The 24534-nt window shown below is 70.7% G+C and carries 24 protein-coding genes and 1 tRNA gene; 14 read left to right on the top strand and 11 right to left on the bottom strand.

Going from position 1 to position 24534, the window contains the following annotated elements; genetic code table 11:
• Window positions 1–36: 36 nt before the first annotated feature.
• Both AB0M59_RS07565 and AB0M59_RS07560 read left to right on the top strand, forming a co-directional pair.
• Window positions 37–954: a TauD/TfdA family dioxygenase gene (locus tag AB0M59_RS07565; RefSeq protein ID WP_364610272.1), complete on the top strand. Its 918-nt coding sequence runs from the start codon at window positions 37–39 to the stop codon at window positions 952–954.
• Between the two features lie 16 nt (window positions 955–970).
• A complete protein-coding gene (locus AB0M59_RS07560) occupies window positions 971–1417 on the top strand; it encodes a limonene-1,2-epoxide hydrolase family protein (protein WP_364610269.1) in 447 nt (148 codons plus the stop codon).
• A 293-nt stretch (window positions 1418–1710) separates the two neighbouring features.
• On the opposite strand, the gene AB0M59_RS07555 is transcribed toward AB0M59_RS07560, so the two are convergent.
• Window positions 1711–2667 (bottom strand): CapA family protein, encoded by a 957-nt coding sequence (locus tag AB0M59_RS07555; RefSeq protein WP_364610266.1) that lies wholly within the window; start codon window positions 2665–2667, stop codon window positions 1711–1713.
• 126 nt (window positions 2668–2793) lie between these two features.
• Between AB0M59_RS07555 and AB0M59_RS07550 the strand changes: the two genes are divergently transcribed.
• From AB0M59_RS07550 to AB0M59_RS07525, 6 genes are all read left to right on the top strand, one after another.
• Window positions 2794–5271, top strand: a complete 2478-nt coding sequence (locus AB0M59_RS07550; RefSeq protein ID WP_364610263.1) for an endonuclease/exonuclease/phosphatase family protein — start codon at window positions 2794–2796, stop codon at window positions 5269–5271.
• 137 nt (window positions 5272–5408) lie between these two features.
• The gene (locus tag AB0M59_RS07545; RefSeq protein ID WP_364610260.1) at window positions 5409–6152 is read left to right on the top strand and encodes a hypothetical protein; all 744 of its coding nucleotides are present in this window, start codon (window positions 5409–5411) and stop codon (window positions 6150–6152) included.
• A complete protein-coding gene (locus AB0M59_RS07540; RefSeq protein ID WP_364610257.1) occupies window positions 6149–7351 on the top strand; it encodes a putative T7SS-secreted protein in 1203 nt (400 codons plus the stop codon). The genes AB0M59_RS07545 and AB0M59_RS07540 overlap by 4 nt, the downstream gene beginning before the upstream one ends.
• Window positions 7351–7926 carry a hypothetical protein gene (locus tag AB0M59_RS07535; RefSeq protein WP_364610254.1) on the top strand — a complete coding sequence of 192 codons (576 nt, stop codon included), beginning with the start codon at window positions 7351–7353 and terminating at the stop codon, window positions 7924–7926. The genes AB0M59_RS07540 and AB0M59_RS07535 overlap by 1 nt, the downstream gene beginning before the upstream one ends.
• 116 nt (window positions 7927–8042) lie before the next feature.
• Window positions 8043–8249, top strand: coding sequence for a hypothetical protein (locus tag AB0M59_RS07530; RefSeq protein ID WP_364610251.1), 207 nt, complete (start codon window positions 8043–8045; stop codon window positions 8247–8249).
• Window positions 8246–8608, top strand: coding sequence for a YbaB/EbfC family nucleoid-associated protein (locus tag AB0M59_RS07525; RefSeq protein ID WP_364610248.1), 363 nt, complete (start codon window positions 8246–8248; stop codon window positions 8606–8608). Before AB0M59_RS07530 ends, AB0M59_RS07525 begins: the two co-directional genes overlap by 4 nt.
• Here AB0M59_RS07525 and AB0M59_RS07520 read toward each other — a convergent pair.
• From AB0M59_RS07520 to AB0M59_RS07495, 6 genes are all read right to left on the bottom strand, one after another.
• Window positions 8605–9009, bottom strand: coding sequence for a hypothetical protein (locus AB0M59_RS07520; RefSeq protein ID WP_364610245.1), 405 nt, complete (start codon window positions 9007–9009; stop codon window positions 8605–8607). The genes AB0M59_RS07525 and AB0M59_RS07520 overlap by 4 nt on opposite strands.
• Complete coding sequence (locus tag AB0M59_RS07515; RefSeq protein ID WP_364610242.1) at window positions 9006–11735, bottom strand: FtsK/SpoIIIE domain-containing protein; 2730 nt, start codon at window positions 11733–11735, stop codon at window positions 9006–9008. Before AB0M59_RS07515 ends, AB0M59_RS07520 begins: the two co-directional genes overlap by 4 nt.
• A gap of 33 nt (window positions 11736–11768) precedes the next feature.
• Window positions 11769–12014 carry a hypothetical protein gene (locus AB0M59_RS07510; protein ID WP_364610239.1) on the bottom strand — a complete coding sequence of 82 codons (246 nt, stop codon included), beginning with the start codon at window positions 12012–12014 and terminating at the stop codon, window positions 11769–11771.
• Window positions 12015–12018: 4 nt separating this feature from the next.
• The gene (locus AB0M59_RS07505; protein WP_003056176.1) at window positions 12019–12279 is read right to left on the bottom strand and encodes a hypothetical protein; all 261 of its coding nucleotides are present in this window, start codon (window positions 12277–12279) and stop codon (window positions 12019–12021) included.
• A gap of 519 nt (window positions 12280–12798) precedes the next feature.
• Window positions 12799–12883 (bottom strand) — tRNA-Ser (locus AB0M59_RS07500).
• A 46-nt stretch (window positions 12884–12929) separates the two neighbouring features.
• Window positions 12930–13694, bottom strand: coding sequence for a protein phosphatase 2C domain-containing protein (locus AB0M59_RS07495; protein ID WP_364610236.1), 765 nt, complete (start codon window positions 13692–13694; stop codon window positions 12930–12932).
• Between the two features lie 78 nt (window positions 13695–13772).
• Between AB0M59_RS07495 and AB0M59_RS07490 the strand changes: the two genes are divergently transcribed.
• Both AB0M59_RS07490 and AB0M59_RS07485 read left to right on the top strand, forming a co-directional pair.
• The gene (locus AB0M59_RS07490; protein ID WP_364610233.1) at window positions 13773–15467 is read left to right on the top strand and encodes an N-6 DNA methylase; all 1695 of its coding nucleotides are present in this window, start codon (window positions 13773–13775) and stop codon (window positions 15465–15467) included.
• Between the two features lie 8 nt (window positions 15468–15475).
• On the top strand, window positions 15476–16366 hold the full coding sequence (locus AB0M59_RS07485; RefSeq protein WP_364610230.1) for a serine/threonine-protein kinase: 891 nt from the start codon (window positions 15476–15478) through the stop codon (window positions 16364–16366).
• Here the strand turns inward: AB0M59_RS07485 and AB0M59_RS07480 are convergent.
• Complete coding sequence (locus tag AB0M59_RS07480) at window positions 16356–16865, bottom strand: hypothetical protein (protein ID WP_364610227.1); 510 nt, start codon at window positions 16863–16865, stop codon at window positions 16356–16358. The genes AB0M59_RS07485 and AB0M59_RS07480 overlap by 11 nt on opposite strands.
• Window positions 16866–17115: 250 nt before the next feature.
• On the opposite strand from AB0M59_RS07480, the gene AB0M59_RS07475 reads away from it, so the two are divergent.
• Entirely contained in the window at window positions 17116–17763 is a 648-nt protein-coding gene (locus AB0M59_RS07475; protein WP_364610224.1) for a L,D-transpeptidase, read from the top strand.
• Between the two features lie 111 nt (window positions 17764–17874).
• Window positions 17875–20865: a PQQ-dependent sugar dehydrogenase gene (locus tag AB0M59_RS07470; RefSeq protein ID WP_364610221.1), complete on the top strand. Its 2991-nt coding sequence runs from the start codon at window positions 17875–17877 to the stop codon at window positions 20863–20865.
• A 60-nt stretch (window positions 20866–20925) separates the two neighbouring features.
• Here AB0M59_RS07470 and AB0M59_RS07465 read toward each other — a convergent pair whose 3' ends face one another.
• Window positions 20926–22440 carry a 3-hydroxyacyl-CoA dehydrogenase gene (locus tag AB0M59_RS07465; protein WP_364610218.1) on the bottom strand — a complete coding sequence of 505 codons (1515 nt, stop codon included), beginning with the start codon at window positions 22438–22440 and terminating at the stop codon, window positions 20926–20928.
• A 54-nt stretch (window positions 22441–22494) separates the two neighbouring features.
• Here AB0M59_RS07465 and AB0M59_RS07460 point away from each other — a divergent pair, with 54 nt between their 5' ends.
• Window positions 22495–23085, top strand: a complete 591-nt coding sequence (locus tag AB0M59_RS07460; protein ID WP_364610215.1) for a TetR/AcrR family transcriptional regulator — start codon at window positions 22495–22497, stop codon at window positions 23083–23085.
• A 12-nt stretch (window positions 23086–23097) separates the two neighbouring features.
• Here the strand turns inward: AB0M59_RS07460 and AB0M59_RS07455 are convergent, their stop codons facing one another.
• Window positions 23098–23769 (bottom strand): TetR/AcrR family transcriptional regulator, encoded by a 672-nt coding sequence (locus AB0M59_RS07455; protein WP_364610212.1) that lies wholly within the window; start codon window positions 23767–23769, stop codon window positions 23098–23100.
• Between the two features lie 126 nt (window positions 23770–23895).
• Between AB0M59_RS07455 and AB0M59_RS07450 the strand changes: the two genes are divergently transcribed.
• Entirely contained in the window at window positions 23896–24342 is a 447-nt protein-coding gene (locus AB0M59_RS07450) for a nitroreductase family deazaflavin-dependent oxidoreductase (RefSeq protein WP_364512814.1), read from the top strand.
• Here the strand turns inward: AB0M59_RS07450 and AB0M59_RS07445 are convergent.
• A complete protein-coding gene (locus tag AB0M59_RS07445) occupies window positions 24332–24532 on the bottom strand; it encodes a hypothetical protein (RefSeq protein ID WP_360666471.1) in 201 nt (66 codons plus the stop codon). The two genes, AB0M59_RS07450 and AB0M59_RS07445, sit on opposite strands and share 11 nt — an antisense overlap.
• Window positions 24533–24534: the final 2 nt, after the last annotated feature.

The raw sequence follows: 24534 nt of genomic DNA, 5'->3' as shown, positions 1-24534 counted from the left end.
CGTCCGAATCCTCCCGAAAACCCTTGGAGCACAACCATGTCCGTAGACCTGCCTGCCCGGATTCAGCTGCGGGAGGCCATCACACCCGCCGACGGCCTGCTCGAAGGCCCGCGCGTCCTGCGAGAGCCGCGAAAAGACTACGGCCTCTTCGCCCTCCGGCCGCTGGGCCGCGTGATCGGCGCCGAGATCGACGGTGTCGACCTCCGAGCGCCGCTCACCGCCGAGCTGCGCGAAGAGCTCAACCGCGCCCTGCTCGAGTGGAAGGTGCTCTTCTTCCGCGACCAGGACATCACCTCGGCGCAGCAGCGCGCGTTCGCCGCGAACTGGGGCGCGCTGGAGACCAACCCGTTCATCCCGAAGGGCGACGACGACGCCGTCACGCGCTTCGAGCGCACCGCTGCCATGCCCGGTTACGAGAACATCTGGCACGTCGACGTCACCTGGCGGCCGAACCCGGCGCTGGGTTCGGTGCTGCGGCTGATCGAGGTGCCGCCCGCCGGCGGCGACACGATGTGGGCCGACATGGCCGCCGCCTACGACAACCTGCCCGAAGACGTCCGCGCCCGCATCGACGGGCTCACCGCGGTGCACGACTACCTCCCCGGCTTCGACCGGTTCTCCGATCCTGCGCTCCTCGCGCAGTGGCAGGACGAGTTCCCGCCGGTGGAGCACCCGGTCGTCCGGACGCACCCGGAGACCGGGCGGCGCACCCTGTTCGTCAACCAGGCGTTCACCACGCACATCGTCGGCATGGACCGCGACGAGAGCGACCGGCTGCTGCGGTACCTGTTCCTGCAGGCTCACACGCCCGAGTTCCAGGTCCGGTTCAGCTGGCGGCCCAACTCGGTGGCCTTCTGGGACAACCGCGCGACGCAGCACTACGCGGTCAACGACTACCACCCGCACGTCCGGATCGCAGAGCGCGTCGCCATCGCGGGCGACCGGCCGTTCTGACCCTTAGCCTGGGGTCATGACCGATGAACCCCAAGCAGTGGTGACCGGTTTCCTCAAGGCCCTCGAAGACCTCGACATCGACCGTGCGCTGACGTTCGCGGCGAGCGACATCGTGTACCAGAACGTGCCGTTGCCGCCCGCCCGCGGCGTCGCGGCGGTCGAGAAGCAGCTGCGGCTGCTGGCCCGGTTCGGCTCCGGGTTCGAGGCGCGCACGCACCACATCGCCGCGGACGGCAACGTCGTGCTCACCGAACGCACCGACGTGCTGCGCCGCGGCGCGTGGGAAGCGGAGTTCTGGGTGTGCGGCACGTTCGAGGTCGAAGCGGGCCGAATCGTGCTGTGGCGCGACTACTTCGACTGGACGACGGTCCTGGCCGCGAGCGCGAAGGGCGCCGGGCGGGTCGCGCTCGCCGGCGCGCGCACGCTCATCGGCCGCTACAAGGCGAAGCAGGCTGTGCGCTAGACCCGGTGTTCGCCGCGGTCGTGGTCCCGAAGGTCCACGACCGCGGCTATCCCCAGCACCAGCACGAACACGCAACTGAGAACAATCAGCCCCCACATGATGGTTCTCCCTCCCCCACGTGTTCGTGCTGGTCGAGAGCTGTCGAGGAGTGGTCTGTGCCACTTTTCCGGCGGCTCACGCAGACCGTACCGCCGCTTCACGCGGGTTGTTCCGGGTCTTAGGGAGCATTTAAGGCAGATGCGCCGGATGGGTGACAGAGGCGCCGCGTCCTGTCACAGTCCGCGCGCGATCCGTTACGCACCAGCACCCAGCCCGGCCACCGAAGCGATCCCGTCCCGGATGGACACCGTCGTGGAGCGTAAGGCCGAGACGTCCGCGAGGTACCGCAGCACTTTGCCCGCTTCCTCCCCGGCGAGCGGTTCGCACTCGTTGTCGGCGTTGCGCCGCACGGGGATGAGCTCGAGCCGGGGTTCGGCGCCGAACATGCAGCCGGCCAGCAGCCCGTCGACGTGCCGCCCGCGCATCGCCGGCCAGTCGAAGACGAGGTTGCCGAGGCTGTAGAGGATCGGGCGGCCGCGGTACACCTCGACGGCCTGGATCGTGTGCGGCCCGTGCCCGGCGACGAGGTCGGCGCCGGCGTCGATCGCGGCGCGTCCGTAGGCGACCTGGTACTCCGTGAGGTCGGGCCCCGGCAGGCCCCAGTGCATCGAGACGACGACGTGGTCGTTGCCGGATTTGGCCGACTTCACGTCGGCGACGAGTCGTTCGAGGTGCTCGGGCACCGGCGTCGTGCGGACCAGCGGCGGCCGGCCCGGGATCTCCGCGACGCGCGGATCAGGCTGGTAAGCCGTGGTCGCAAACGCTTGCGCGACGCTCGGGGAGCCCGGCTGGGCGGTGTAGCCGTACGGGCGAAGTGAGGTGTACGCGAGGAATGCGACCTTTTCGCTGGATCGCTCGAGCACCGCCGGTGCGTGTGCGGCATCGAGGTCCGCACCGGCGCCGCAGTGCGCGATCTTCGCGTGGTCGAGGACGGCGAGGCCGGCCGGCGGGTGGAGGAGGTCGTTGGCGCACGAAACGACGTCTATGCCGGCCGAAGTCAGCGCTTCGGCCATCGGCGCGTCGATCGGTCCTTCGAGGTTCACGAACCGGAGATCGGCCCCCTTGAGCAGTGGACCCAGCCGCTCGAACGCCACCGACGGCGTCGCACGGCCCTGAACGTTGACGTCTCCGCCGAGTACCAGCGTGATCACAAAACCTGCTCTGCCGAAAGAGTGACGACGAAAGTAGTTGTCACGAATCGTTGCACCTTTGTCTTCCTCCTCCTCATCTGTTCGGGGGACTATGCCACGACTGTTCAAGCACAAAGGGGACTCAGGGTGATCAAGACCCACAGAGCCAAGACCGCGCTGACGGTGGCCGTCGCGTCCGGCTTGGTGCTCGGCGGAGTGGCCGCACCGGCTGCTTTCGCGGCACCGAGCGCCGACGCGGTCATCGCCGAGGTCTACGGCGGTGGCGGCAACTCCGGCGCCACGTTGACCAACGACTTCGTCGAGCTCGCGAACCACGGTACTGCCGCCATGAGCGTCGACGGCTTCAGCGTCCAATACCTGCCTGGCTCGCCGAGCGCGTCCAGCACCTGGCAGGTGACGCAGCTGGCCGGCAGCGTCGCGCCGGGCGGGCGCTACCTCGTGGCCGAGGGCAAGGGCAGCGGCGGCACGGTCGCCCTGCCCACGCCGGACGCGACCGGCGCGATCGCGATGTCCGCGACGGCGGGCACGATCGCCCTCGTCTCCGGCACGACCGCGCTGACCTGCAAGACCGCGGCGGACTGCGCCGCCGACGCCCGGGTCAAGGACCTCGTCGGGTTCGGCACGGCGACCGTGCGCGAAGGCGCTCCGGCCGCCGCGCCGTCCAACTCGACGTCCGTCGCGCGCGGCACGTCACTGGCCGACACCGACGACAACGCGGCCGACTTCACCGTCGGCGACCCGTCCCCGACGAACACAAAGGGCGAGACGACCGGCGGTGGTGACCCCGGCGAACCGGGTACCCCGGCGAAGATTCACGAAATCCAGGGCACCACGCGCATTTCGCCGTTCAAGGACAAGAAGGTCAGCGACGTCACCGGCGTCGTCACCGCGACCCGGACGTTCGGTTCGGTGCGCGGCTTCTGGTTCACGGACCCGACCCCGGACAACGACCCGCGCACCAGCGAGGGCCTGTTCGTGTTCACCGGCTCGACCAGCCCGGCCGTCGCGGTCGGCGACGCGGTGACCGCGGCCGGCACCGTCCGCGAGTTCTACCCGGACGCGCCGGCGACGTCGAACTACCAGTCGCTCACCGAGCTGGGCAGTGCCCAGTGGACGGTCGGCTCGCACGGGAACGCCCTGCCGGCGCCGACCGTGCTCAACCCCGACACCGTGCCGACGACGTACGCGCCGTCGCCCGGCGGGAACATCGAGGCGCTCCCGCTCGAGCCGGCGAAGTACGCGCTGGACTTCTGGGAGTCGCACGAGAGCGAGATCGTTTCGGTCAGCGACGCCCGCGTCGTCGGCCCGTCGAACTCGTTCAACGAGCTGTACGTGACGTCCAAGCCGGACCAGCACAAGTCCGTCCGCGGCGGCAGCGTCTACCTGGGGTACGACCAGCTGAACAGCGGCGTCATGAAGGTGTCGTCGCTGATCCCGTTCGAGCAGCGGCCGTTCCCGAAGCTCAACGTCGGTGACGTGCTGACCGGCACCACGTCGGGCCCGATCGAGTACAGCAACTTCGGCGGCTACACGCTGTTCGCCAGCGTGCTCGGCGTCGAAAAGGACAACGGGCTGCAGGCCGAGTCGACGCGTAAGCAGCGCTCCGGCGAGTTGGCCGTCGCGACGTACAACGTCGAAAACCTGGCGCCGGGCGACCCGCAGGCGAAGTACGACCGGCTCGGTGAGGCGATCGTGACGCACCTGGCGACGCCGGACATCGTGAACCTGGAGGAGATCCAGGACAACACGGGCGCGACCGACGACGGCACCGTCGTGGCGGACCAGACGCTGCAGAAGTTCACCGACGCCATCGTCGCCAAGGGTGGCCCGCGCTACCAGTGGCGCTCGATCGACCCGGTGAACGACGAAGACGGCGGCCAGCCGGGTGGCAACATCCGCGTGGCGTTCCTGTTCAACCCGGCTCGTGTGTCCTTTGTGGATCGTCCGGGTGGGACTTCGACGACCTCGGTGGGCGTTGTCCGCGATCACGGGAAGACGCACCTGACGGCATCGCCGGGCCGCGTCGACCCGACGAACGAGGCCTGGGAAGACAGCCGCAAGCCGCTCGCCGGCGAGTTCGTCTTCAAGGGCCGCACGGTGTTCGTCATCGCCAACCACTTCAACTCCAAGGGCGGTGACCAGCCGACGCACGGCCGGTTCCAGCCGCCGGTGCGCAGTTCCGAGGTGCAGCGGGCGAAGCAGGCGACGGTGCTGCGCGGGTTCGTCGACCAGCTGCTGACGGCCGACCGCAAAGCGAACATCGTCGTGGCGGGTGACCTGAACGACTACCCGTTCTCGCCCGCGGTCCAGACGCTCACCGCCGGTGGCGCGCTGAAGGACCTGATCGCGTCGGTGCCCGAGGCCGAGCGGTACAGCTACGTGTTCGAGGGGCAGTCGCAGGTGCTGGACCACATCCTGGCGTCGACGGCGCCGCGCGGGGTGGACTACGACGTCGTCCACATCAACGCGGAGTTCGCCGACCAGGCCAGCGACCACGACCCGCAGGTGATCCGGTTCCGGCCGAGCGCCGGCAACGCGATCCAGGACGGGATCAACGACCTGCTCGACTACCTGGAGCAGCTGCTGGGCAAGTACTTCCCGTAAGTCTTGCTCTTCGAGGCCACCACCGGACGACCGCGTCCGGTGGTGGCCTTTTCTTTTGTCCACTCCTTTGGGTGACGAGGAAACCGCGGAGCGTGCGCGGCCGTCTTTACTGGTGACGAGACCACAGGGGAGGTGGCGTGGACGGGTACGCGGTGAAGGCCGGCGAGCTGGGCAAGCTCATCGACGACCTCGGCACGGCGGCGGACAGGATGGCCGACGCCAACCGGAAGCTCGGCGGCGGCGGGGCGTTCGGATCGTTGGGGACGGCGGAGCTGGGGCAGGCGGGTGCCGGGTTCGAGGAGGCCTGGGGATATGGGATCGGGCGGCTCGGCGAAGCGGCTTCGGGGATCACGGAGCGCCTGAAGCAGGCGAAGCAGAAGTACGAGCAGATCGAAGCGGAGTTCGGCGGCGAGCTGAAGAAGTTCGGCTCGATGGTGATGGGCGACGACGACCCGACCGTGCCCCACGCGCAGCGGGGGGACTACCCCCGGGTCGGCCGGCCGAGCGGCGAAGGTCCGGCCGGCGGCGGCTCGTTCGGCACCGTGCTGGGTGACGACGGCATGGTGGGCGGGGGAGTCACGGGCGGCGTGCCGGGCATCAACGACCTGGCCGAGCGCGAGGAGCCGGGCGTGGATCCCGGCGGCGGCATGGTGGGTGGCGGGGTGACGGGTGGGGTGCCCGGGGTCGACGATCTGGGCGAACGCGAGAACCCGGGCGCGGATCCCGGCGGCGGCATGGTGGGTGGGGGAGTCACCGGCGGCGTGCCGGGCATCAACGACCTGGCCGAACGCAAGAATCCGGGCGCGGATCCCGGCGGCGGCATGGTCGGCGGCGGCGCGACCGGCGGCATCACCGACATCCTGGACGGACGCGGCCGATGAGCGAACGCGACTTCCCGGCCCTGGGCTTCGACCCGGCTCCGGGCGACCTGGACGGCGTCACCGATCTGGCGGGCAAGTACCGCGCGGTGAGCACCGACCTGACCGAGGCCGACGACTCGCTGCGGCAGATCGTCCGGAAGCAGGGCATCTGGCAGGGCGAAGCGAGCGAAGCCTTCGCGCGGCGCATCGGCCCGCTGCCGCAGTACCTCGAAGGCGCGGCGAGGTCGATGGGCGAGGCCGCGGACGCCCTCGAGGGCTGGTCCCGAGACCTCGGCGACCTGCAGAAGCGCGCGGCCGACCTGGAGGCCCGCGCGAAGGCGGCGGCGCAGGCGGCCGAGCAGGCGCGCGCGAACCCGGACTTCGCGCTGGCCGACCGGACGTTCCCGGACCAGCCGTCGCTGCAGATCGCGCAACGCCTGCTGGACGACGCGGGCCGGCAGCTCCAGACGTCGATCGACGGCTGCCAGAACATCCAGGACGCGGCGAAGCAGCTCAGCCGGGAGCACACGGAAGCGGCGGCCCGGGTCGCGGAGGCGCTGCGGAAGGCGAAGGAGACGGCTCCGGACGAGCCGGACGTCCTCGACCAGCTGACCGACGCCGTCGGCGGGGCACTTGTCGACATGTCGAACACCCTCGCGGACGGCGCGGACCAGGCGTGGGACTTCGTCCAGGACCACGCGGAGGTGATCTCGAAGGTGTCCGATGTGGTCGGTGACATCGGCAACGGCATCGGTGTCCTGAGTGATGTCGTGCCGCCGCCGGCCGACAAGCTTGCGAGCGTGGTCGCCACCGGCCTGGGGCTCGGGGCGCTCAGCGGTCACGCTCTCGCCAAGGCGGCCGGAGCCGACGTGGCGCCCGAGACGCTGTTCTTCGACGTGGCGGGCGCGGCCACGTCGGCGGCCGGACTCGCCGACGTGCTTCCGGACACCGCGATCAAGGTGGCGGGCTACGGGTTGCTCGTCGAACAGGCGGGCGGTGAGGTGGCGGGTCGCAAGGCCTTCGAAAGCCCCTGGGACGACTTCCAGAACTACTGGGTGCCCAAGGACATGGACCAGGCGGCGGTGGTCGCCGGCACGCTCGTCGCCGGGCCCGCACCGTGGGTGGCGGTGGCGCTGGGCAATGCGGCCGACGCGGGAACGCAGGCCGACAACGCGCCGGCGCGTCAGCGTGAGCGGGCGGAAGACGAGGTGTGGAACTGATGCCTCTGCAGATCGACCTCCCTCCCGGGTTCGCCGGGATGCCGGTGGGCACCGACGACAAGATGAACCGCGGCCATGCCTGGACCGTCGCCGAGAACGTCGCGGGTGGTGCTGGGAAGAGCGTCGAAGAGTTCGGCAGCTACCTGATGGCCCTCGTGCCGACCATGCAGGCGAACGGTATCCGGGTGTTCGGCAAGTTCGCCGTCGGCCGGCGCAAGGGTGACGTCGCGACGCTGACGCTGGGCGTGGCGCACTGGCCCGAAGCCGCGCCCGGAAGCCGTGACGCCCTGGTGGCGGCGATGGCCGAGCAATACCGGAGCCGGCACAAGCGTGCGGTGGTGCAGCCGGTGCGGCTGCCGATCGGCCCGGCCGTCGTCGCGATCAGCGGCGGTGAGTTCCACCTGCCCGAAGGCGACGTTCGCGCCCAGATCAAGGCGGAGTACCAGATCCCTCTGCCCGACGGCCGGTCCGTGGTGATCCTTTCGGTGGTCGCGGAGTCCGAAGACGCCTGGCCTGCGGTTGCCGAAGCGACGGCGAGGGTCGCTTGGAGCCTTCGCAGCGGGGAGACGTCGTGATCAGCACGGCGGCCGGTTCGCCCGAGTCTCCGGTCGCGCGGACGATCTTCCTCGTTCTGATGGGAGTGGTGGTTGTCGGTGGCCTGACGTTGACCTTCGTCCGTACCCGTCGTTCGATGAAACCGCGTGAACACCAGATGGCGGTGCTGGCCGCGGAACTCGACGGCCGGCGGCAGGTGTACTTCCGGAAGATGGAGATCGGCTTGGCCCAGGAGGATCTCCTCCGCGTCGCCTACAGCCGCGGCTACTCGCTGATCGACCACCGGTTCGGGAAGTGCTACGAGTTCGTCTACACACCGCACCAGCCGGGGAGACTGGCATGAGCGACAACGCGCAGCTGATCGAGGAAATGCGCTGGCAGCTCAAGCAGATCGAGGATCGCAAGGCCGAGAACCAGCGCCTCCTCGCGGGCATCGCCGGGAGCGACCACACGACCGTGGTCTCACCGGACCGGGCGGTCACCGTCCTCGCCGGGCCCGGCGGAGTCGTCAGCGAAGTGCGGCTCGCGCCCGAAGCCCTGCGGTTCGATGCGGTCACGCTCAGCCGGACGATCACCGCCGTCATCCGGGAAGCCGTCGCCGCCACCGGGCAGCTTGTCGCGGTGCCGCGGAAAGCGCCGCCGCAACGCAAGCCGACCCCCGTCGTCGACGACGAGCCCTACGACACGGTGTTCGATGTCTAGATCGGCGGCTGCTCCCCGCGCTTCGAAACCGCCCGCTTGGCGCGCCACCCCAGGGCCAGCACCGCCTGGACCAGCTCCTGGTAACTGGGCTTGACCTCCTCGAGGTACCGCTCCAGATAAGCCGGACGCGCCGTCAGGACGGGGCGGGGCTCGTCGCCCGGGTCCAGCCAGAGCAGGCCCTGGATGTTGTGCAGCGCCATCTTCCACCAGCGCGTCGCGCGTTCGGCCGCGCGGGCCTCGCGCTCCGACGCCGTTTCGATGGCGTTCTTGGCTTCCTCGATCTCCCCGGTCAGCTCGTCGGCGCGCGCCAGTTCCCAACCGCGCAGGTTCTCCGCCGAGCCCCGGGAGAGGGCGATGATTTCCTTGTACCGCATGGCCGCGGTCGCGCCGTCGTCGGTCACTGTGCGTTCTCCGGGCGCTGGAACGGGATGATCACTTCGGGGGCGCCGTGGGTCGTGCGGTCGAAGAACAACGCGCGGCCCGGGCGCGGGGACCAGTGCACCACCTGGCCCGCCGCGAACACCGACAGCTCGTTGCCCTGGACGTCGAGCGCCGCCCACGTGCCGATGTCGTCGGTGCCCGCGAACCCCAGCGTGTCCTTCAGCCGGGCGATGCTGCGCCACCAGCCGATCGTGTGGACGCCGTGGCCCGGGCCCTGCTTCAGCACCATCCGCAGGTGGTCGAGGCCGCTCTTCAGCTGCCCGACGGCCTTGACCTCCAACGTCGGCAGCGCAGCGTCGACCCCGTACAGGAGCAGGACTTTCGCGCCGCCGGACAATGCGCCGGTCATCGACTCCAGCACGCCGGTCAGGTCCTCCACCAGCGTGGCCGCGTGGCCGTCGGAGCGCAGCCGCTCGGTCAGCTCCAGTGCCGCCGGGGCGCAGGCCTCGATCGGGCAGCTCAGCACGAACTCGATTTCGCCGGGCTCGTACTGCCGCGACAGCGAGCGCGCCGCCGAGTCCATGATGGACAGTGCTTCGGCGGTCGCGGACCCGAGCACCGCGACGTTGCGGCCCGGCGCCCGCGGCAGCTCCACACCGCACGCGGCCTCGGTGACGTCGATCGACTGGCCGAGCAGCGCCCGCGGCCGTGAGTTCGGCTTCAGGTCCAGGTACGCCGGGAACTGTTCCAGCACCGGCGAATGCGCGCCGTCGAACAGGCGCGGGCGCGGGAACCGGCCCGCGTACTCCTCCCACAACCGGTGCTGCAGCTTGACGAACACGTCCTTGCTGCTCGCGTCCGGGATGTGGGCCAGCTGGTTGCCGTGCGCGACGCCGGAGTCGTGGTTGATCACCCCGTGCCACTTCGGGGCCGACACCGCCGCGTTGTTCGTCTCGGCCAGCACGCGCCGCGCCTTCGGCATCGCGATGCGCAGCGTGCACTGCTCGAACACCGCCGGCTTGCCCCAGAACGCCTCGATACCGGCGACGTCCTGGCTGGCCAGCACCAGGTGGATGCCCTGTGACCGGCCGCGCCGCGCGATGTCCTCCAGCAGCTGCGTGGCCGTGGCCGTCACCTGGTCGCGGCCGGCGAACAGGTACTGGAACTCGTCGATCACCGCGACGATCCGCGGCCAGTGCCCGCCCGGGTCGGCTTCGCGGAGGTCTGCGAGGTTCGTGACCTCGTGCTCCTTCGCGGCCGCGGACCGGCGCCGCAGCTCGTCGGCCAGGAAGCGCAGCAGCGCCAGGCCGAACTCGCGGTCGGTGTTGACGTTGACGCCGACGAGCCGCGCGTGCGGCAGCCAGCTCGCGTCCTTGCGCCCCGGCGCCAACCCGGCGAACGAGACGCCTTCCTTGAAGTCCAGCAGGTACAGCGCCAGCTCGTCCGGCGTGTACCGCGCCGCGAGACTGCCGAGCAGCGCGTACAGGAAGTTCGTCTTGCCCGAACCGGACGGTCCGCCGATCAGGGCGTGCGGACTCGCGTCGCCGATGACGACCTCGACCGGCTCGCCCTCGAAGAACCCGACCGGCGCGCGCAGCTCCCGCGCCGAGCTTTCGTGCCCGATCTCGGCCGGCAGCAGGTCGTCGAACGACCGCGGGCCGCCCTGCTTGGCGATCAGCGCCGCGGCGATCCGGTCGGCGGCGCGGATGACCTGCCCGGACGGCATCGGCGGATCCAGGTCGACGACCAGGTCGGTGCCGGACATGCTGCTGATCGCGTGCCGGTCGTCGATGAGGCTGAGCGTCTCGACCGACGCGCTCACGGCGGTCGGCACGTCGATCATGATCAGGCAGATCCCGGCGGCCAGCGCCCCGCTCGCGACGCGCTTGAGGTCGCGGGCGCGCTCCGGCTCGAGCGTTTCGCCGTTGCCGTAAAGCACGGCGATGCGGAACGGTTCGACCCGCTCCTCCCGGGCGATGCGCAGCTCCCGCAGCGACGTGTGCCCCGCCTGCATCCCGGTCGCGTGGATGCGGCGGATGTGCCCGGCCAGCTCGTCGAGGAGGTCCTCGAGCCGGCCCGGGTCGTACAGGGAAAGCGCACTCGTGCGGCTCAGCGGGTAGAGGTCCGGCAGGATCGCGGTCAGCTGCCCGATGTCCCACAGGTGCACGCGCACCGCGCCGGGCTCGAACGTCGAGAGCACGCGGATCAGCAGGTTCTGCACGATGCCGTCGATGGTGGGCCGCGTCTTCGGCGCCGACGTGATCGCCAGGTGCGATTCGTCGAGCAGCGGGACGGCGACGTCGAACGTGCGGGTGGCGTCGCCGCCGGCCGCCGTCGCGGAGCCGACGCGCCACAGGCCGGGCGAGGTGATGCCGGCGTTGTGGCCGACGCGCCCGAGCCAGTCACCCGGCGGCAGCCCGGCCGGGCCGGGTGCGTTCTGCGAGACGAGCTCGCGCAGCGTCGAGGGTCCTTGACCCCAGTCGGTGTAGAAAGCGCTTCGCACACTGCCGAGCGCGCCGAACACTTCGTGCGCGGCGGGGTGCCGGGACCACTCGGACTGCTGTTCCGGAGTGGCGTGGTTCATGCCGACGCGGACGATGTCGCGCTCCAGCTCGAGTTTGGCGAGATCGGCTTCCGCGGCTTGGCGCGCGCCGGCTGCCGCGCCCAGGACCAGTCCGATCTGGTGGCGGACCCGGTCGAGTGCGGTTTCGACGCGGTTGCGTTGCTCGGCTGACTTGTTGGCCATCGGCGTCCCCAAGAAAAGGTGTCCCCAAAAGGATTACAGGCGCGACCGGTATCCGCTCACCAGATCTTCCGCAGCGGCCAGGCGGACGAGGAGCTGGTCCAGCCCCTCGCCGGCCTGCGCGTACTGCGAAGGAAGCCAGGGATCGGCCTTGGCCTGGGCGTCCACGAGAGCTTGCCGGGCCTCCCCGAGCAGGCTTGTGGCCCGCTCGGAGTGGGCGCGCGCGTCGGCGAGCCCGGCCACGACGGCGGTGAGCAGCTGGTGGAGATCGGCGAGCGTCATCCGGCTAGAGACGCGCCGAGTAGGAGTCGGCGGAGGAAATGCTTGCTTGGACCGTGCTCTGCAGGCCGTTGATGCCCTGCAGTGCCTCCGCCAGCAACCCGTGTGCCTGGCTCACTTCGTGCTGGCTGCTGCCCTGCGTCGCTTGTGCGAGCGACTGCTGGGCTTCTTCGAGAGACTGCGCTGCCTGCTGCAGGGCGGCGATGCTCGCGGACGCCTTTTCATTGGCGAGCGCGATGCCAGCGCGGATCTCTTCGACTCCGGCCATCGGGCCTCTACTCCTCGAAATTTCGTCGGTCGTACGGGGGCGAATCCATTGAAACAGATCCAACGACTCAGCGTGATCATCTGACTGTGCGGAGTGATCACGGGCCCGGAATCAGCAAGGCCCCGGACGTGGGACGTCCGGGGCCGGGCCGATCACGGTGCGTGCCGGGGTTGACCTGGCACGTCTTTCGCACACTGAAGTCGCTGGCCGGCGCTACCCCAGGTCAGAGCGGTTTTCGTGCCACTGCTGGCCTTTCTGGAAGCGTCGGGCTCGGGTCGGGGTGAGACTAGCGCGACCGGAGCAACGGGCTGCGCTCAGCCCTGCCCGTAACTCCCCGTGGACAAGCAGATTTGTCCGGCAATCGCTCGAAAGACATTTCACATTTCGGGCAGGCTGAACGGCGCCGCCGCATCCGCACGGGCAAGTGCTCGTGCGAGCCGGATTCGGGGCAGGCCACGGATTTCCGGCCGGAACGACGAAACGCCGGGCGCGCGGCCCGGCGTTTCGCCTGTTCAAGTGCGGAGGATACAGGATTCGAACCTGCGAGGGCGTGAACCCAACACGCTTTCCAAGCGTGCGCCTTAGGCCGCTCGGCCAATCCTCCGCAGGAGACGATACCGGATGGGTGTTCCGGGACCCGAAGGCGGGTCTCAGCCGTTGGTGGTGGCCGGTGCCGCGACGATGTCGGCCACCACGCAGGTGATGTTGTCCGGGCCGCCGCCCTCGTTGGCCAGGCGGATCAGCTCCGGGATCACGTCGGCCGGGTCCGGGATCGCCGCCAGGACGTCGCGCAGGGTGGCTTCGTTCACCGGGCCGGTCAGGCCGTCCGAACAGAGCAGGTACCGGTCGCCCGGCTTCGCGGTGAACGTCCAGATGTCGGGGTCGCTGGAGCCCGCCGTCTGCAGGGCCTTCATCAGCAGCGAACGCCGCGGGTGCGAGTCCGCGTCCTCGGCCGCGACCCGGCCGTCCTCGACCAGGGCCTGCACGAGCGTGTGGTCGCGGGTCAGCCGCCGCAGGCCGCCTTCGCGCAGCAGGTAGCCGCGGGAGTCACCGACGTGGGCCGCGGCGAACTCGACGCCGTCGAACATCAGTACCGTCAGCGTCGTGCCCATGCCCTCGGTCGTCGGCTCGTTCGAAGCGACCTCCGTCAGCCGCTCGTCGATCGACTTGACCACGCCGGCCAGCGTCGCGGCCAGGTCGACGCCCGTGAGGTCCACGCGCCGGAGGTCGACGTCGAGCTCGCGCAGCACGTCGACCGCGGTCGCGCTGGCGACTTCGCCGTGCGGCTGGCCGCCGATGCCGTCGGCGACGGCGAGCAGGCGGGAACTCGCGTACAGCGAGTCCTCGTTGACCTGGCGGCGCCTGCCGACGTCCGACCCCGCGGCGTACCGGAGGACGTACCGATCGTGTGTCATGCCTCCCATGAAAGCATTGGTTGACTGAGTTCACAAGCAACTCGTCTGAATGGAGCACTCTCCGATAGAGTGCCCGCCATGGACGACGACGCCACGGTCAGCGCGGCCGACATCGCGCGGCTCGCCGGGGTCGGCCGGGCCGCGGTGAGCAACTGGCGACGTCGTTACCCGGACTTCCCGCCGCCCGTCGGCGGCACGGCGTCGAGCCCGTTGTTCGGCCTGTCCGCCGTCGCCGGCTGGTTCCGCGCCCGCGGCAAGAAGTTCGAGCTGTCCGCCGGGGAACGCGCGTGGCAGCGCCTGCGCGCCCTGGGCGACGACCTCGACCTCGCCGAGCGCGTGAACCGCGCGGGAGTCTTCTTCGCTTTCCAGGCCGGGATCCTCGACACCTTCGACAGCAAGCTCGACGACCCCGAGCTGCTCACCCTGCTCAGCGAGATGACGCACCGGGCCGGGCCGCTCGAGTCGTTCGAACTGTTGTGCCGCCGGTACTTCGAAGCGCATTCGCGGCGGTTGACGGCCACGCCGGAGCCGGTCGCCGAGCTGATGGCCCGGCTCGCCGGCCCGGTCTCGACGATCCTCGACCCCGCGTGCGGCTTCGGTGCGCTCGCGCTGGCCAGCGGCGCGAAAACCGTGCTGGGCCAGGACAGTGACCCGATGACGGCGTCGATCGCGACGCTGCGGCTGCGGCTGCGCGGCATCGAGGCCGAGGTCTACGCGGTCGACGCGCTGCGCGAAGACGCCTTCGCCGGCCGCGCCGCCGAAGCCGTGTTGTGCGATCCGCCGTTCAACGAACGGGCCTGGGGGCACGACGAACTCGTCGGCGATGCGCGCTGGGAGTACGGCCTGCCGCCGCGAGGCGAGCCGGAGCTCGCCTGGGTGCAGCACTGCCTCGCGCACGTCGAACCCGGTGGTGCGGTGACGATCCTGATGCCGGGCGCGGCGGCCGGGCGGCGCAGCGGGAAACGCATCCGCGGCAACCTGTTGCGCGCGGGCGCGGTCCGCGCGGTCGTCACGCTGACGCCGGCCGGCCCCGACCTCTGGCTGCTGCGGCGGCCGGTGCCCGGGCAGCGCCCGCCGTCGACCGTGCTGCTGGCGGAGGCGGGCGACGAGCTGTCCACAGTGGACGAGATGTGGCGGGAGTTTCGCGAGCACCCCGAATCCGGCGTTCGGATCATCGACCTGCTCGACGACGACGTCGACCTCACGCCGGCCCGGCGCCGTGGCCGGGACGAGGACCTCGGCCAGGCTTTCCAAGCCGTGCAAGGCCGGTTCGCCGGACTGGTGCCGCGCCTGCCGCCGCTCGAAGCCGCCGACACCGAACCGGCGTTCACGACGATCGGCGAGCTGGTCAAGGCCGGGGTCGTCGAGGTCAAGCACGCGGCTCGCGCCGACGCCGAGCCCCCGAGCGCCGAAGCGGGTGACGTCGTCGCGTCCGTGACCGGGATCGCGTACGTCCACAGTGGACCAACAGAACCGGTCGGCGCCGGGCTGACGGTGTACCGCGTCGACCCGGGCCGGCTGGACGCGGACTTCCTGGCCGGCTGCCTGCGCGCGGCCGACCTGCCCGCCGCGTCCGCGTCGACGCGCATCGACGGCAGGCGGGTGCGGATCCCGCGGGTCGCGATCGGCGTCCAGCGCGAGTACGGCCAGGTCTTCCGGCGGCTCGCCGAGTTCGACGCCGTCCTGCGCGAGACGGCGGAAACGGGCCGTGAGCTGGTCCGGCTAGGCTTCGCGGGACTTGTCGAAGGACGGCTCCGCCCAGGAGGCGGATAGGGGAACGGATGCTGATCGCCGACCGCTACGAGCTCGACGAGCTGCCGCTCGGGCGCGGCGGGATGGGCGCGGTGCACGGCGGGCACGACCGCCGGCTGGGCCGGCGCGTGGCGATCAAGCTGCTCAGGCTGCCGGGACGCGACGAAGAGCTCGAAGCCCGCTTCGCGCGCGAAGCACGGATCCTGGCGACGCTCGACCACCCCGGCGTCCCGACGCTGTACGACTACGGCACGCACGACGACCGGTTGTTCCAGGTCATGCAGTTCGTCGACGGCGTGACGGTCGCCGACCTGCTCGCCGAGCACGGGCCGCTGCCGGTGCCGTGGGCCGCGGCGATCGCGGCGCAGGCGTGCGCGGTGCTGACCGCCGCCCACGCGCTCGCGGTGTGCCACCGGGACCTCAAGCCGTCCAACCTGATGCTCGGGCCGGACGGCGGCGTCAAGGTGATGGACTTCGGGCTCGCGGTGCTCCGCGAAGCCGACGCCGCCCAGTTCACGCGGGCCGGGCAGCTGCTGGGGACGCCGTCGTACATGGCGCCCGAGCAGATCCAGCGGGGCGGCGCCGAACCGCGAAGCGATCTGTACGCGCTGGGGTGCGTGCTGCACGAGATGCTCACCGGGCAGCGGCTCTTCGACGGGCCCACCGCGTACGCCGTGTTCGAACGGCAGGTCAAGGAGCTGCCGCCGCCGGTGCCGGGGATCCCGAAGCAGCTCAACGCGCTGCTCGCCGAGATGCTCGAGAAGGACCCGGAGGCGCGGCCGCCCGGGGCGGCCGCGCTGTACGAGCGGCTCGGCGCGTTCGTCGGCGCGCTGCCGCCGCTGCCGGGGTTCCTGGTGCCGCCGTCGGTGCCCAGCCCGGGCCGGATGTACGCCCGGATGCTGGGGCGCGTCAGCGGCTGAGCGCCGCCGGGCGCTGGTCGGCGAGCGGCAGGCCGCGCCGCTGGATGCGGGAGAACGTCGTCGCGTTCTGCACCGCGATGCTGACGCCCAGGGTGAGCGCGATCGACGCGGAGGTCAGCGGCCCGGCGACGCCGAGCGCGGTGCCCAGCGCGACCAGCCCTACGCGGACGGCGATGGTCAGCAGCCACAGCCCGACGGTGACGGCCGAGCCCTTCTGGAAGGTCGTCCCGTCGCGCTCGGTGAGCGTCGTCGTGGTGCTGCGCAGGACCCCCAGGCCGGCGAGGACGACGAGGTCGGCACCGAGCAGCCCGAGTTCCGCGGGCGACGCGCCGGGTAGGGCCTTCGCGGCGAAGTACACGCCCACGGCGACCAGGATCAGCGGCATCACGACCAGCGTCTTGCGGTTGAGCAGCGTGCCGCGGACCTGCTTGTAGACGACCTTGTAGAGGACGTAGGCGGCGATGACCGCGTAGAGCAGGACGTTCGCTGCGCTGGGCATTTCGGGGCTCCTTGGTTTCCGAGGTGCTCCCAGCTTCGGCGAACGGCGGTGGGTTTTCGTCGGCGTGGGGATCGGGCCCGGGTGGAACCCGGCGTCAACCCGAGGGTGGAGAAGCCTGGTCCTACGGCGAAACGATCACCGCGGGTTCACCTTCTACCCAAATCGTGACCTTTCCGGACGAACCTCGAACGGGTGACCACCGTCTTTACGGGTGTCCACAAGCGATGATCGAGTATGGGGGTAACGGATCGTGAAGAGGCTTCTGGCGGGAGCGGCCGCACTGGCCACCGCGTTCGTGCTGGCCGCTTGCTCCGGGGGTGGGGCGGCGTCCGGGGGGCCGAACGCGGGCGGCGGTGCCGTCGCCGCGGCCGGGACCGGCGGCGGGACTCCGACCACTTCGAGCACCACCGCGGCCCCCACGACGACGAGCGCGACCCCGACGCCGTCGACCACCAAGCCGGCGCCGACCAGCACCTCGGCCAAGCCGAAGCCCAAGCCGAAGCCGAAGCCGGCTGCTCCGGCGAGCGACCCGGGCGTGCCGTGCGCCGCCGCGGCCGCCGCGTCGGGCACCGCCGCCTGCGTCGACATCTCCGCGCACAAGGCGTGGATCCTGCAGGGGGGCAAGGTCGTCTACGGTCCGGTGCCGATGCTGCCGGGCCGCAAGGGCTACGCGACGCCGACCGGTACGTTCCACGTGCTGTCGAAGGAGAAGGTGCACCTGTCGAAGGAGTTCGACAACGCGCCGATGCCGAACTCGGTGTTCTTCTACCCGGGTGACGCCTTCCACACCGGCAGCCTCTCGGTGTACTCGCACGGCTGCATCCACCTGTCGGCGAGCGCGTCCCTGAAGTTCTTCACCACCTTGCACGTCGGCGATGTCGTGCAGGTTGTTCCGTAACCTCTCTCTGGCCGACACGGACAGTAGGTCACGAACAGATAAATTCACTTAACAGAGTGCAACTGGCCCCCCTGCCCAGGCGATAAGTGATCGCTTGGGAAGGGGGGCCACATGGCCTTGGGGAAGCTCAGAGCACTACGTCACGCCTTCGTGGCGGCGGTGCTGACAGGGGCGTTGCTGCCCGTCGTGTCCACGGGGGTGGCGGCAGCGGCGACACTCCCGCAGGGGTTCGTGCTGCGGGACACCGACACCGGACTGGGGCAGGATCCGCTCACCGACTTCGCGTACCTGCCGGACGATTCGACCCTCGTGATCGGCAAGGGCGGCGGCGTGCGCTGGTTGCCGGTGAACGGGGCGGGCAGGGACATCGCTTCGCTGCCGGTCCGCACGGAGGAGGACCTCGGCCTCGTCGGGCTGGCCGTCGCGCCGGACTACCCGACGTCGCACAGCATCTACCTGACGCGCTCGATCAACGTCGGCAGCGGCTTCGTCATGCGGCTCGCGCGGTTCACGGTCACCGTGGACGCGGCGGGCGCGCCGACCGGGCTGACCGGGGAGCAGACGCTGTTCGAGGTGCCGGGCATGTTCAACGTCCACGGCATCAACGGCATCATCGCCGCCGCCGACGGGACGCTGTGGCTGTCCATCGGGGACAGCGGCGACTTCACGAAGGTGGACCCGGGCGCGCTGCGCGCCCAGGACATCGGCCAGCCGTACGGCAAGATCTTCCACCTGACCGCCGACGGCAACGGCGTGCCGGGCAACCCGTACTACGACGCGGCCAACCCGGCCTCGACCGCCAGCAAGGTCTTCGCGCGCGGTTTCCGGAACCCGTTCCGGATGAGCATCGACCAGAACCTCGGCCTGCCGGTCGTGGGTGACGTCGGCTGGAACTCCTGGGAAGAGGTCGACGTCGTCCAGCGCGGCGGCAACCAGGGCTGGCCGTGCTGGGAGGGCACCCACGCGACCCCCGGCTACACCGGGCTCGCGGGCTGCGCCGGCGTGGCGAACCAGGCCCCGATCTTCGAGTACCAGCACGGCAGCGGTGTCATGCAGGGCAACAGCGTCACCGGCGGGATCGTCTACAACGGATCCAGCTACCCGGCGGCCTACCGCGGCTCGTACTTCTTCGGCGACTACGTCGGGCAGAAGATCTGGACGCTGCGCTACGACGACCAGGGCAAGCTCACGCAGGCCCCGGAAAACCCGCCGGCCTTCACCGGCATCGGCGGCCCGACGAAGTTCGCGGCGGCGCCGAACGGCGACATCGTCTACGCCGACATCACGAGCGGCACCCTGCGGCGGCTGAGCTACTCGTCGGGCAACACCGCGCCGGTGGCGAAGGCCACGTCGACCACCGACCCGGACACCCGAACGGTGTCGTTCGACGGCTCCGCGTCGGTCGACTACGACGGCGACGTGCTGAAGTACGACTGGGACTTCGGGGACGGGACCACGGTCGCCGACGCCGGCCCGGCGGTGAACCACGCCTACGCGGCGGGCACCGAGTCGTCCACCGCGAAGCTGACGGTCCGGGATCCGCTGGGGGCCACCGGCACGACCACCATCGCGGTCGCGCCCGGCAACCACACCCCGGAGATCGGGCTGACCACGCCCGGGGACACCGCGACGTTCGCGGTGGCCCAGCAGGTCAGCCTGAACGCCACCGCGACGGACGCCGAGGACGGCACGCTGCCGGTCACGTGGACGACCGCGGTCCGGCACTGCCCGAGCGAGGCGACGTGCCACTCGCACCCCGGCGTCGGCGGCACCGGGACGAGCTTCGCGCAGCCGTTCACCGAGCACCCGGACTCCCGGATGGAGTTCACCGCGACGGTGACCGACAGCGCGGGCGTCACCACGTCCAAGACGTACACGGCGATGCCGCGCCGGCACCGGATCACCCTGCTCGGCACGCAGCCCGCGGCGCTGAGCATCCCGGTCGAAGGTGGTGTCAGCACGGCGCTGGTGACCGAGGGCGCCAGCTTCGACGTCGAGGCCGCACCGCTGGGCACCGACGGCGTCTCGAAGTTCACCGGCTGGCAGGGCGGTCCGGCGGACACGACGTGGATCGTCACGGTCGGCGCGAGCGACCTGACTCTGACGGCGAACTACGACACCCCGATCGACCAGCGCTACAACGCCGACCCGGCGTTGCGGACGAAGCTCGGGGCGCCGACGGGCACCGAGGTCACCGACGGCCCGGTCCACTACCGGACCTACGCCAACGGCCGCCTGTACTGGAGCGCGGCGGGTGGCACGAAGTTCGTCACCGGTCCGGTGCTGGACAAGTACCTCGCCTACGGCAAGCTCGGGCCGCCGACGTCCGACACCGCCGCGGCTCCGGACGGCGTCGGTCAGTTCAACGACTTCGTCAACAACGGCAACGTGGGGTCGATCTACTACACGCCCGCGACGGGCGCGCACGCGCTCTTCGGGGAGATCCGGAAGAAGTGGGCGGCGCTCGGTTACGAGCGTGGAGTGGGCTATCCGACGAACGACGAGGACGGGACGCCGGACGGCATCGGCCGGTTCAACCACTTCATCAACGGCACCAACGTCGGTTCGATCTACTACACGAACGCGACGGGCGCGCACGCGCTCTACGGTGAGATCCGGAAGAAGTGGGCGGCGCTCGGTTACGAGCGCGGAGTCGGCTATCCGACGAACGACGAGGACGGGACGCCGGACGGCATCGGCCGGTTCAACCACTTCGTCAACAACGGCAACGTGGGCTCGATCTACTTCACGAACGCGACGGGTGCGCACGCCATTTACGGTGAGATCCGGAAGAAGTGGGCGGACTACGGCTACGAGCGCGGTCTCGGCTATCCGATCAACGACGAGGACGGGACGCCGGACGGTGTCGGCCGGTTCAACCACTTCAGCCTCGGCCACTCGATCTACTTCACGAACGGGACCGGCGCGCACGTCGTGAAGGGCGAGATCCGGAAGCGCTGGGCGGCTCTCGGCTGGGAGCGCTCGTACTTGCGTTATCCGACTTCGGACGAGTCCAAGTCGAACGGGGTGTACCGCAGCAACTTCCAGGGCGGCTACATCACCTACACCGATGCGGGCGGGACAGTCGACCGCCCCTGGTGACGCTCGGGTGAACCAGGCCGTCTCCGGATCCTTCGGAGGCGGCCTGGTTCCGTCGGTGCGTCAGCGCAGGTCCGCGGGGGTGGTTCCGGCCGACGTCAGCGGCAGCCCGAGCGCCACCCGCTCGGTCAGCCACGGGCTCGGCCGGTACCGCGGATCCCCGGTGGACGCGGCCAGGCCGCGCAGGATCCGCAGCACGACGTCGCCACCCACCAGGTCTCCCCAGGTCAGCGGCCCACGCGGGTACCCCAGTCCCAGCCGGACCGCCGTGTCGATGTCCTCCGGGGACGCCAGGTTCTGGCCCGCGATGAAGCACGCCGTGTTGACGATCGACGCCAGGAGGCGCTGGGCGATCGGGGCCGGGCCGTCGCGGACCACCGTCACCGGGTGGCCCGTCGCCGCCAGCGCGCCCCAGGCCGCGCGGCCCGCCGCAGGGTCGAGGCCCGGGTGGACGGACATCGTCAGGCGCCGCTCGTAGCCGCCCAAGGGATCGACGCCGGCGACGCGGTCCAGCGGCAGCCCCGCACGAGTACCCGCGTCCACTGTGGACTCGCCGTAGAGCGGGACGAGCAGGACCGAGTCCGGGTACGCGTCCGACACCACCTGCACACCGGCCGCCGACAGCAACCGGCCCAGGTGCTCGTCCGCCGTGAACACCGGGCCCGACGGCTTGGGCGGCGCTGCCGGCTCTTCGGTGACCTGCCGCTTGCCGTCCACATAGGAGTAGAAGCCCTCGCCGTTCTTGCGCCCGAACAGGCCGGCGGCGACGCGCGGCCGGGTCAGCCACGACGGCCGCAGCCGCGGTTCGCCGTGGAAGCCGCTCCAGATGCTTTCCAGCACGGCGTGGGAGACATCGAGGCCGGTCAGGTCGAGCAGCTCGAACGGCCCGAGCTTCAGGCCGAGCACGTCCCGCGCGACGCGGTCGACGTCGGCCGGCTCGGCCAGCGCCTCGGCGAGGATCTGCAGCGCCTCGGTGTTCAGGCCGCGCCCGGCGTGGTTGACCAGGAAGCCGGGCGCGTCCTTCGCCAGCACCGGCTCGTGGCCCCAGCTCTTGACCAGCTCGAGGGCTTCGCCGGGCAGCCACTCGTGCGTCCGCGTGCCCGGGACCACCTCGACCAGGCGCATCAGCGGCACGGGGTTGAAGAAGTGCAGGCCGATCAGCCGGCCCGGATCGGCCAGCTCGGCGGCGATCTCGGTGACCGACAGCGAGCTGGTGTTCGTCGCGAAGATCGTCTCTTGTGGACAGACACGCTCGAGGCCGGCGAACAGGGCCCGCTTCGTCCCGATGTCCTCCCGGACGGCTTCGACGACGAGGTCGACGCCGTCCGCGGGCGCGTCGGGCGCGTCCACCGCGACCAGCCGGTCCTTGACCGCCCGCGGGTCTTCGAGCTTGCCCTTCGCGGCCAGCTTGTCGGCCATCGCGCCGACGTGCTCGATCGCTTCGGCGACGGCTTCGCGCCGGACGTCGGCGAGCTCGACGGTCACCCCCGCCGTCGCGGCGAGCTGGACGATCCCGCGGCCCATCACCCCGGTCCCGATCACCCGGATCCTGCCGACCTTCCCGGCCCACCCCGTCACGTCGTGCCCGCCTTTCCCGCCGATGCTCCTCGCGCCGACGGTACCGTCTCGGCCGTGACGGGGAAGCGGCTGACGCGGGCGGAAAGCCGCGAACGGACGAAGGACCGGCTGCTCGCGGCGGCCGCGGAGCTGTTCGCCGAGCGCGGCGTCAACGGCACGTCGGTCGAGCAGATCGCCGAACGCGCCGGGTACACGCGCGGGGCGTTCTACGGCAACTTCGAGGACAAGCACGAGCTGGTCGTCGCGCTGCTGGTCCAGCGTCGCTCGCAGGAAGCGGCGGAGGTGGCCGCTTTGGAGGGCGATGTACTGGCGCGGCTGAAGGACTGGCACGCCGAGCGCGCCGAGCACCTGACCGAGTGGTTCGCGCTGCGCACCGAGCTGACGCTGTACGCGCTCCGCAACCCGGACGCGCGGCCGTCGGCGGGGGCGAACGAGCGGGCCGCGCGCGAGCTGATCGAGTCGGGCGTCCGGGCGACGTTCGCCGCCCGTGGTGTCGAACCGCCGGCCGATCCGGCGTTCCTCGCGCTGATCATCCACGCGCTGGAGGACGGCCTGCTCCGGCAGCGCTACCTGAGCCCGGACGGCACGAGCGACACGGTGATCGCCGACGCCTTCGAGCTGCTGCTGCGGACCTGGCTGCGCTAGAGGCCGACGAAGTTAGAGGCCGACGAACTCCGCCATCCGCCTCGCCGAGTGGGTGAAGAACTCGTCGGCCGGGTCGACGCTGCCGACGTATTGGCCGAACAGGTCGAAGTTGATCGCCCCGAACAGCTGGGTCCACGCCATGAGCAGCCGGGTCACGGTCTCGGGCCCGGCGACGATCCCGAGGACCTTCGTGAGCGTCTCGGCCTGGGCGCGCAGCTCGGGCGCGACTTCGCCGTCGATCGCCCGCAGCTCGGTGTGCGTGAGCACCTTGACCAGGGCGAGCGCGACCCGGGCCGCGGGGGCGACGGTGTCCTGCGGGGCCTGGTAGCCGGGGATCGGCGAGCCGTAGATCAGCGCGTACTCGTGCGGGTGCGCGCGGGCCCAGTCGCGCGTCGCTTGCCAGATCGCGAGCCACCGGTCGCGGGGGGCGCCCTTGCCCGGGTCGGCGTTTTCCGCTGCCTCGCCGATCGCGTTGTAGGCGTCGACGATCAGGTCGGTGAGCAGCCGGTCGCGGCTGGGGAAGTACCGGTACAGCGCGGACGACACCATGCCCAGCTCCCGCGCCACCGCGCGCAGCGAAAGCCCGTGCGCGCCGACCTCGGCGAGCTGGCGGCGGGCCTCGTCCTTGATCTCCTGGGTGAGTTCGGCGCGGGCACGTTCGCGCGCGGTCTTGGTGGCGGTCATGGGGATCAGTGTGCCATGACGAGAGCGGCGCACAAAATAGAGAGCACTGCTCTTGACAGAGTGCGGTGCTCGGGTGTTCACTGCTCTTAACCGAGAGCACTGCTCTCCCAAACTTCGGAGGACACCATGACCGCCGCCCGCTACATCGAGCCGAAGAAGTCGACCAACGCCTTCAACGAAGCCGTCGCGAAGCTGACCCGCATGGGCTTCAGCGTCTGGGGCAGCCGGGTGCTGACGGTGGTCGGCCGCAAGAGCGGGGAGCCGCGGTCGGTGCCGGTCAACCTGCTGACCGTCGACGGCGTCCGCTACCTCGTCGCCCCGCGCGGCGAGACGCAGTGGGTGCGGAACCTGCGGGCCGCCGGCCAGGGCACGCTGCGCGTTGGGCGCCGCGTCGAGGAGTTCACGTTCCGCGAGCTGGGCGACGACGAGAAGCCGGGCATCCTCCGCGCGTACCTCAAGCGCTGGAAGTTCGAGGTCGGCGTGTTCTTCGACGGCGTCGACGCCAAGGCGTCCGACGAGAAGCTGCGCGAGATCGCGCCCGGCTACCCGATCTTCGAGATCTTCACGAAGTAGGTTTGCGCCGCTTCGTCAGGTTCGCGGCGACCAGGACGACGCCGACCAGGAACGCGACGAGCCCGATCAGGAACCACAGCTTCTGCCCGGTCATGAAGCTGCCGGTGATCACCCCGATGCCCTGCAGCACCCAGACGGCGCCGACCAGCACGAGCACGACCCCGACCGCGAAGGTGATCCAGCGCCTCATCC

Origin of the sequence: Amycolatopsis sp. NPDC051371 (genome assembly GCF_040682155.1) — a bacterium.
GTDB lineage: Bacteria > Actinomycetota > Actinomycetes > Mycobacteriales > Pseudonocardiaceae > Amycolatopsis.
This window is presented reverse-complemented; position numbering and strand designations above follow the sequence as displayed.

What these genes read in the sequence shown, in the direction of transcription:
- AB0M59_RS07565 (WP_364610272.1), top strand. Translation starts at nt 37, where the DNA reads ATGTCCGTAGACCTGCCTGCCCGGATTCAGCTGCGGGAGGCCATCACA.
- AB0M59_RS07560 (WP_364610269.1), top strand. Translation starts at nt 971, where the DNA reads ATGACCGATGAACCCCAAGCAGTGGTGACCGGTTTCCTCAAGGCCCTC.
- AB0M59_RS07540 (WP_364610257.1), top strand. Translation starts at nt 6,149, where the DNA reads ATGAGCGAACGCGACTTCCCGGCCCTGGGCTTCGACCCGGCTCCGGGC.
- AB0M59_RS07535 (WP_364610254.1), top strand. Translation starts at nt 7,351, where the DNA reads ATGCCTCTGCAGATCGACCTCCCTCCCGGGTTCGCCGGGATGCCGGTG.
- AB0M59_RS07530 (WP_364610251.1), top strand. Translation starts at nt 8,043, where the DNA reads ATGAAACCGCGTGAACACCAGATGGCGGTGCTGGCCGCGGAACTCGAC.
- AB0M59_RS07525 (WP_364610248.1), top strand. Translation starts at nt 8,246, where the DNA reads ATGAGCGACAACGCGCAGCTGATCGAGGAAATGCGCTGGCAGCTCAAG.
- AB0M59_RS07515 (WP_364610242.1), bottom strand. Translation starts at nt 11,735, where the DNA reads ATGGCCAACAAGTCAGCCGAGCAACGCAACCGCGTCGAAACCGCACTC.
- AB0M59_RS07510 (WP_364610239.1), bottom strand. Translation starts at nt 12,014, where the DNA reads ATGACGCTCGCCGATCTCCACCAGCTGCTCACCGCCGTCGTGGCCGGG.
- AB0M59_RS07505 (WP_003056176.1), bottom strand. Translation starts at nt 12,279, where the DNA reads ATGGCCGGAGTCGAAGAGATCCGCGCTGGCATCGCGCTCGCCAATGAA.
- AB0M59_RS07495 (WP_364610236.1), bottom strand. Translation starts at nt 13,694, where the DNA reads ATGACACACGATCGGTACGTCCTCCGGTACGCCGCGGGGTCGGACGTC.
- AB0M59_RS07490 (WP_364610233.1), top strand. Translation starts at nt 13,773, where the DNA reads ATGGACGACGACGCCACGGTCAGCGCGGCCGACATCGCGCGGCTCGCC.
- AB0M59_RS07485 (WP_364610230.1), top strand. Translation starts at nt 15,476, where the DNA reads ATGCTGATCGCCGACCGCTACGAGCTCGACGAGCTGCCGCTCGGGCGC.
- AB0M59_RS07480 (WP_364610227.1), bottom strand. Translation starts at nt 16,865, where the DNA reads ATGCCCAGCGCAGCGAACGTCCTGCTCTACGCGGTCATCGCCGCCTAC.
- AB0M59_RS07470 (WP_364610221.1), top strand. Translation starts at nt 17,875, where the DNA reads ATGGCCTTGGGGAAGCTCAGAGCACTACGTCACGCCTTCGTGGCGGCG.
- AB0M59_RS07455 (WP_364610212.1), bottom strand. Translation starts at nt 23,769, where the DNA reads ATGACCGCCACCAAGACCGCGCGCGAACGTGCCCGCGCCGAACTCACC.
- AB0M59_RS07450 (WP_364512814.1), top strand. Translation starts at nt 23,896, where the DNA reads ATGACCGCCGCCCGCTACATCGAGCCGAAGAAGTCGACCAACGCCTTC.
- AB0M59_RS07445 (WP_360666471.1), bottom strand. Translation starts at nt 24,532, where the DNA reads ATGAGGCGCTGGATCACCTTCGCGGTCGGGGTCGTGCTCGTGCTGGTC.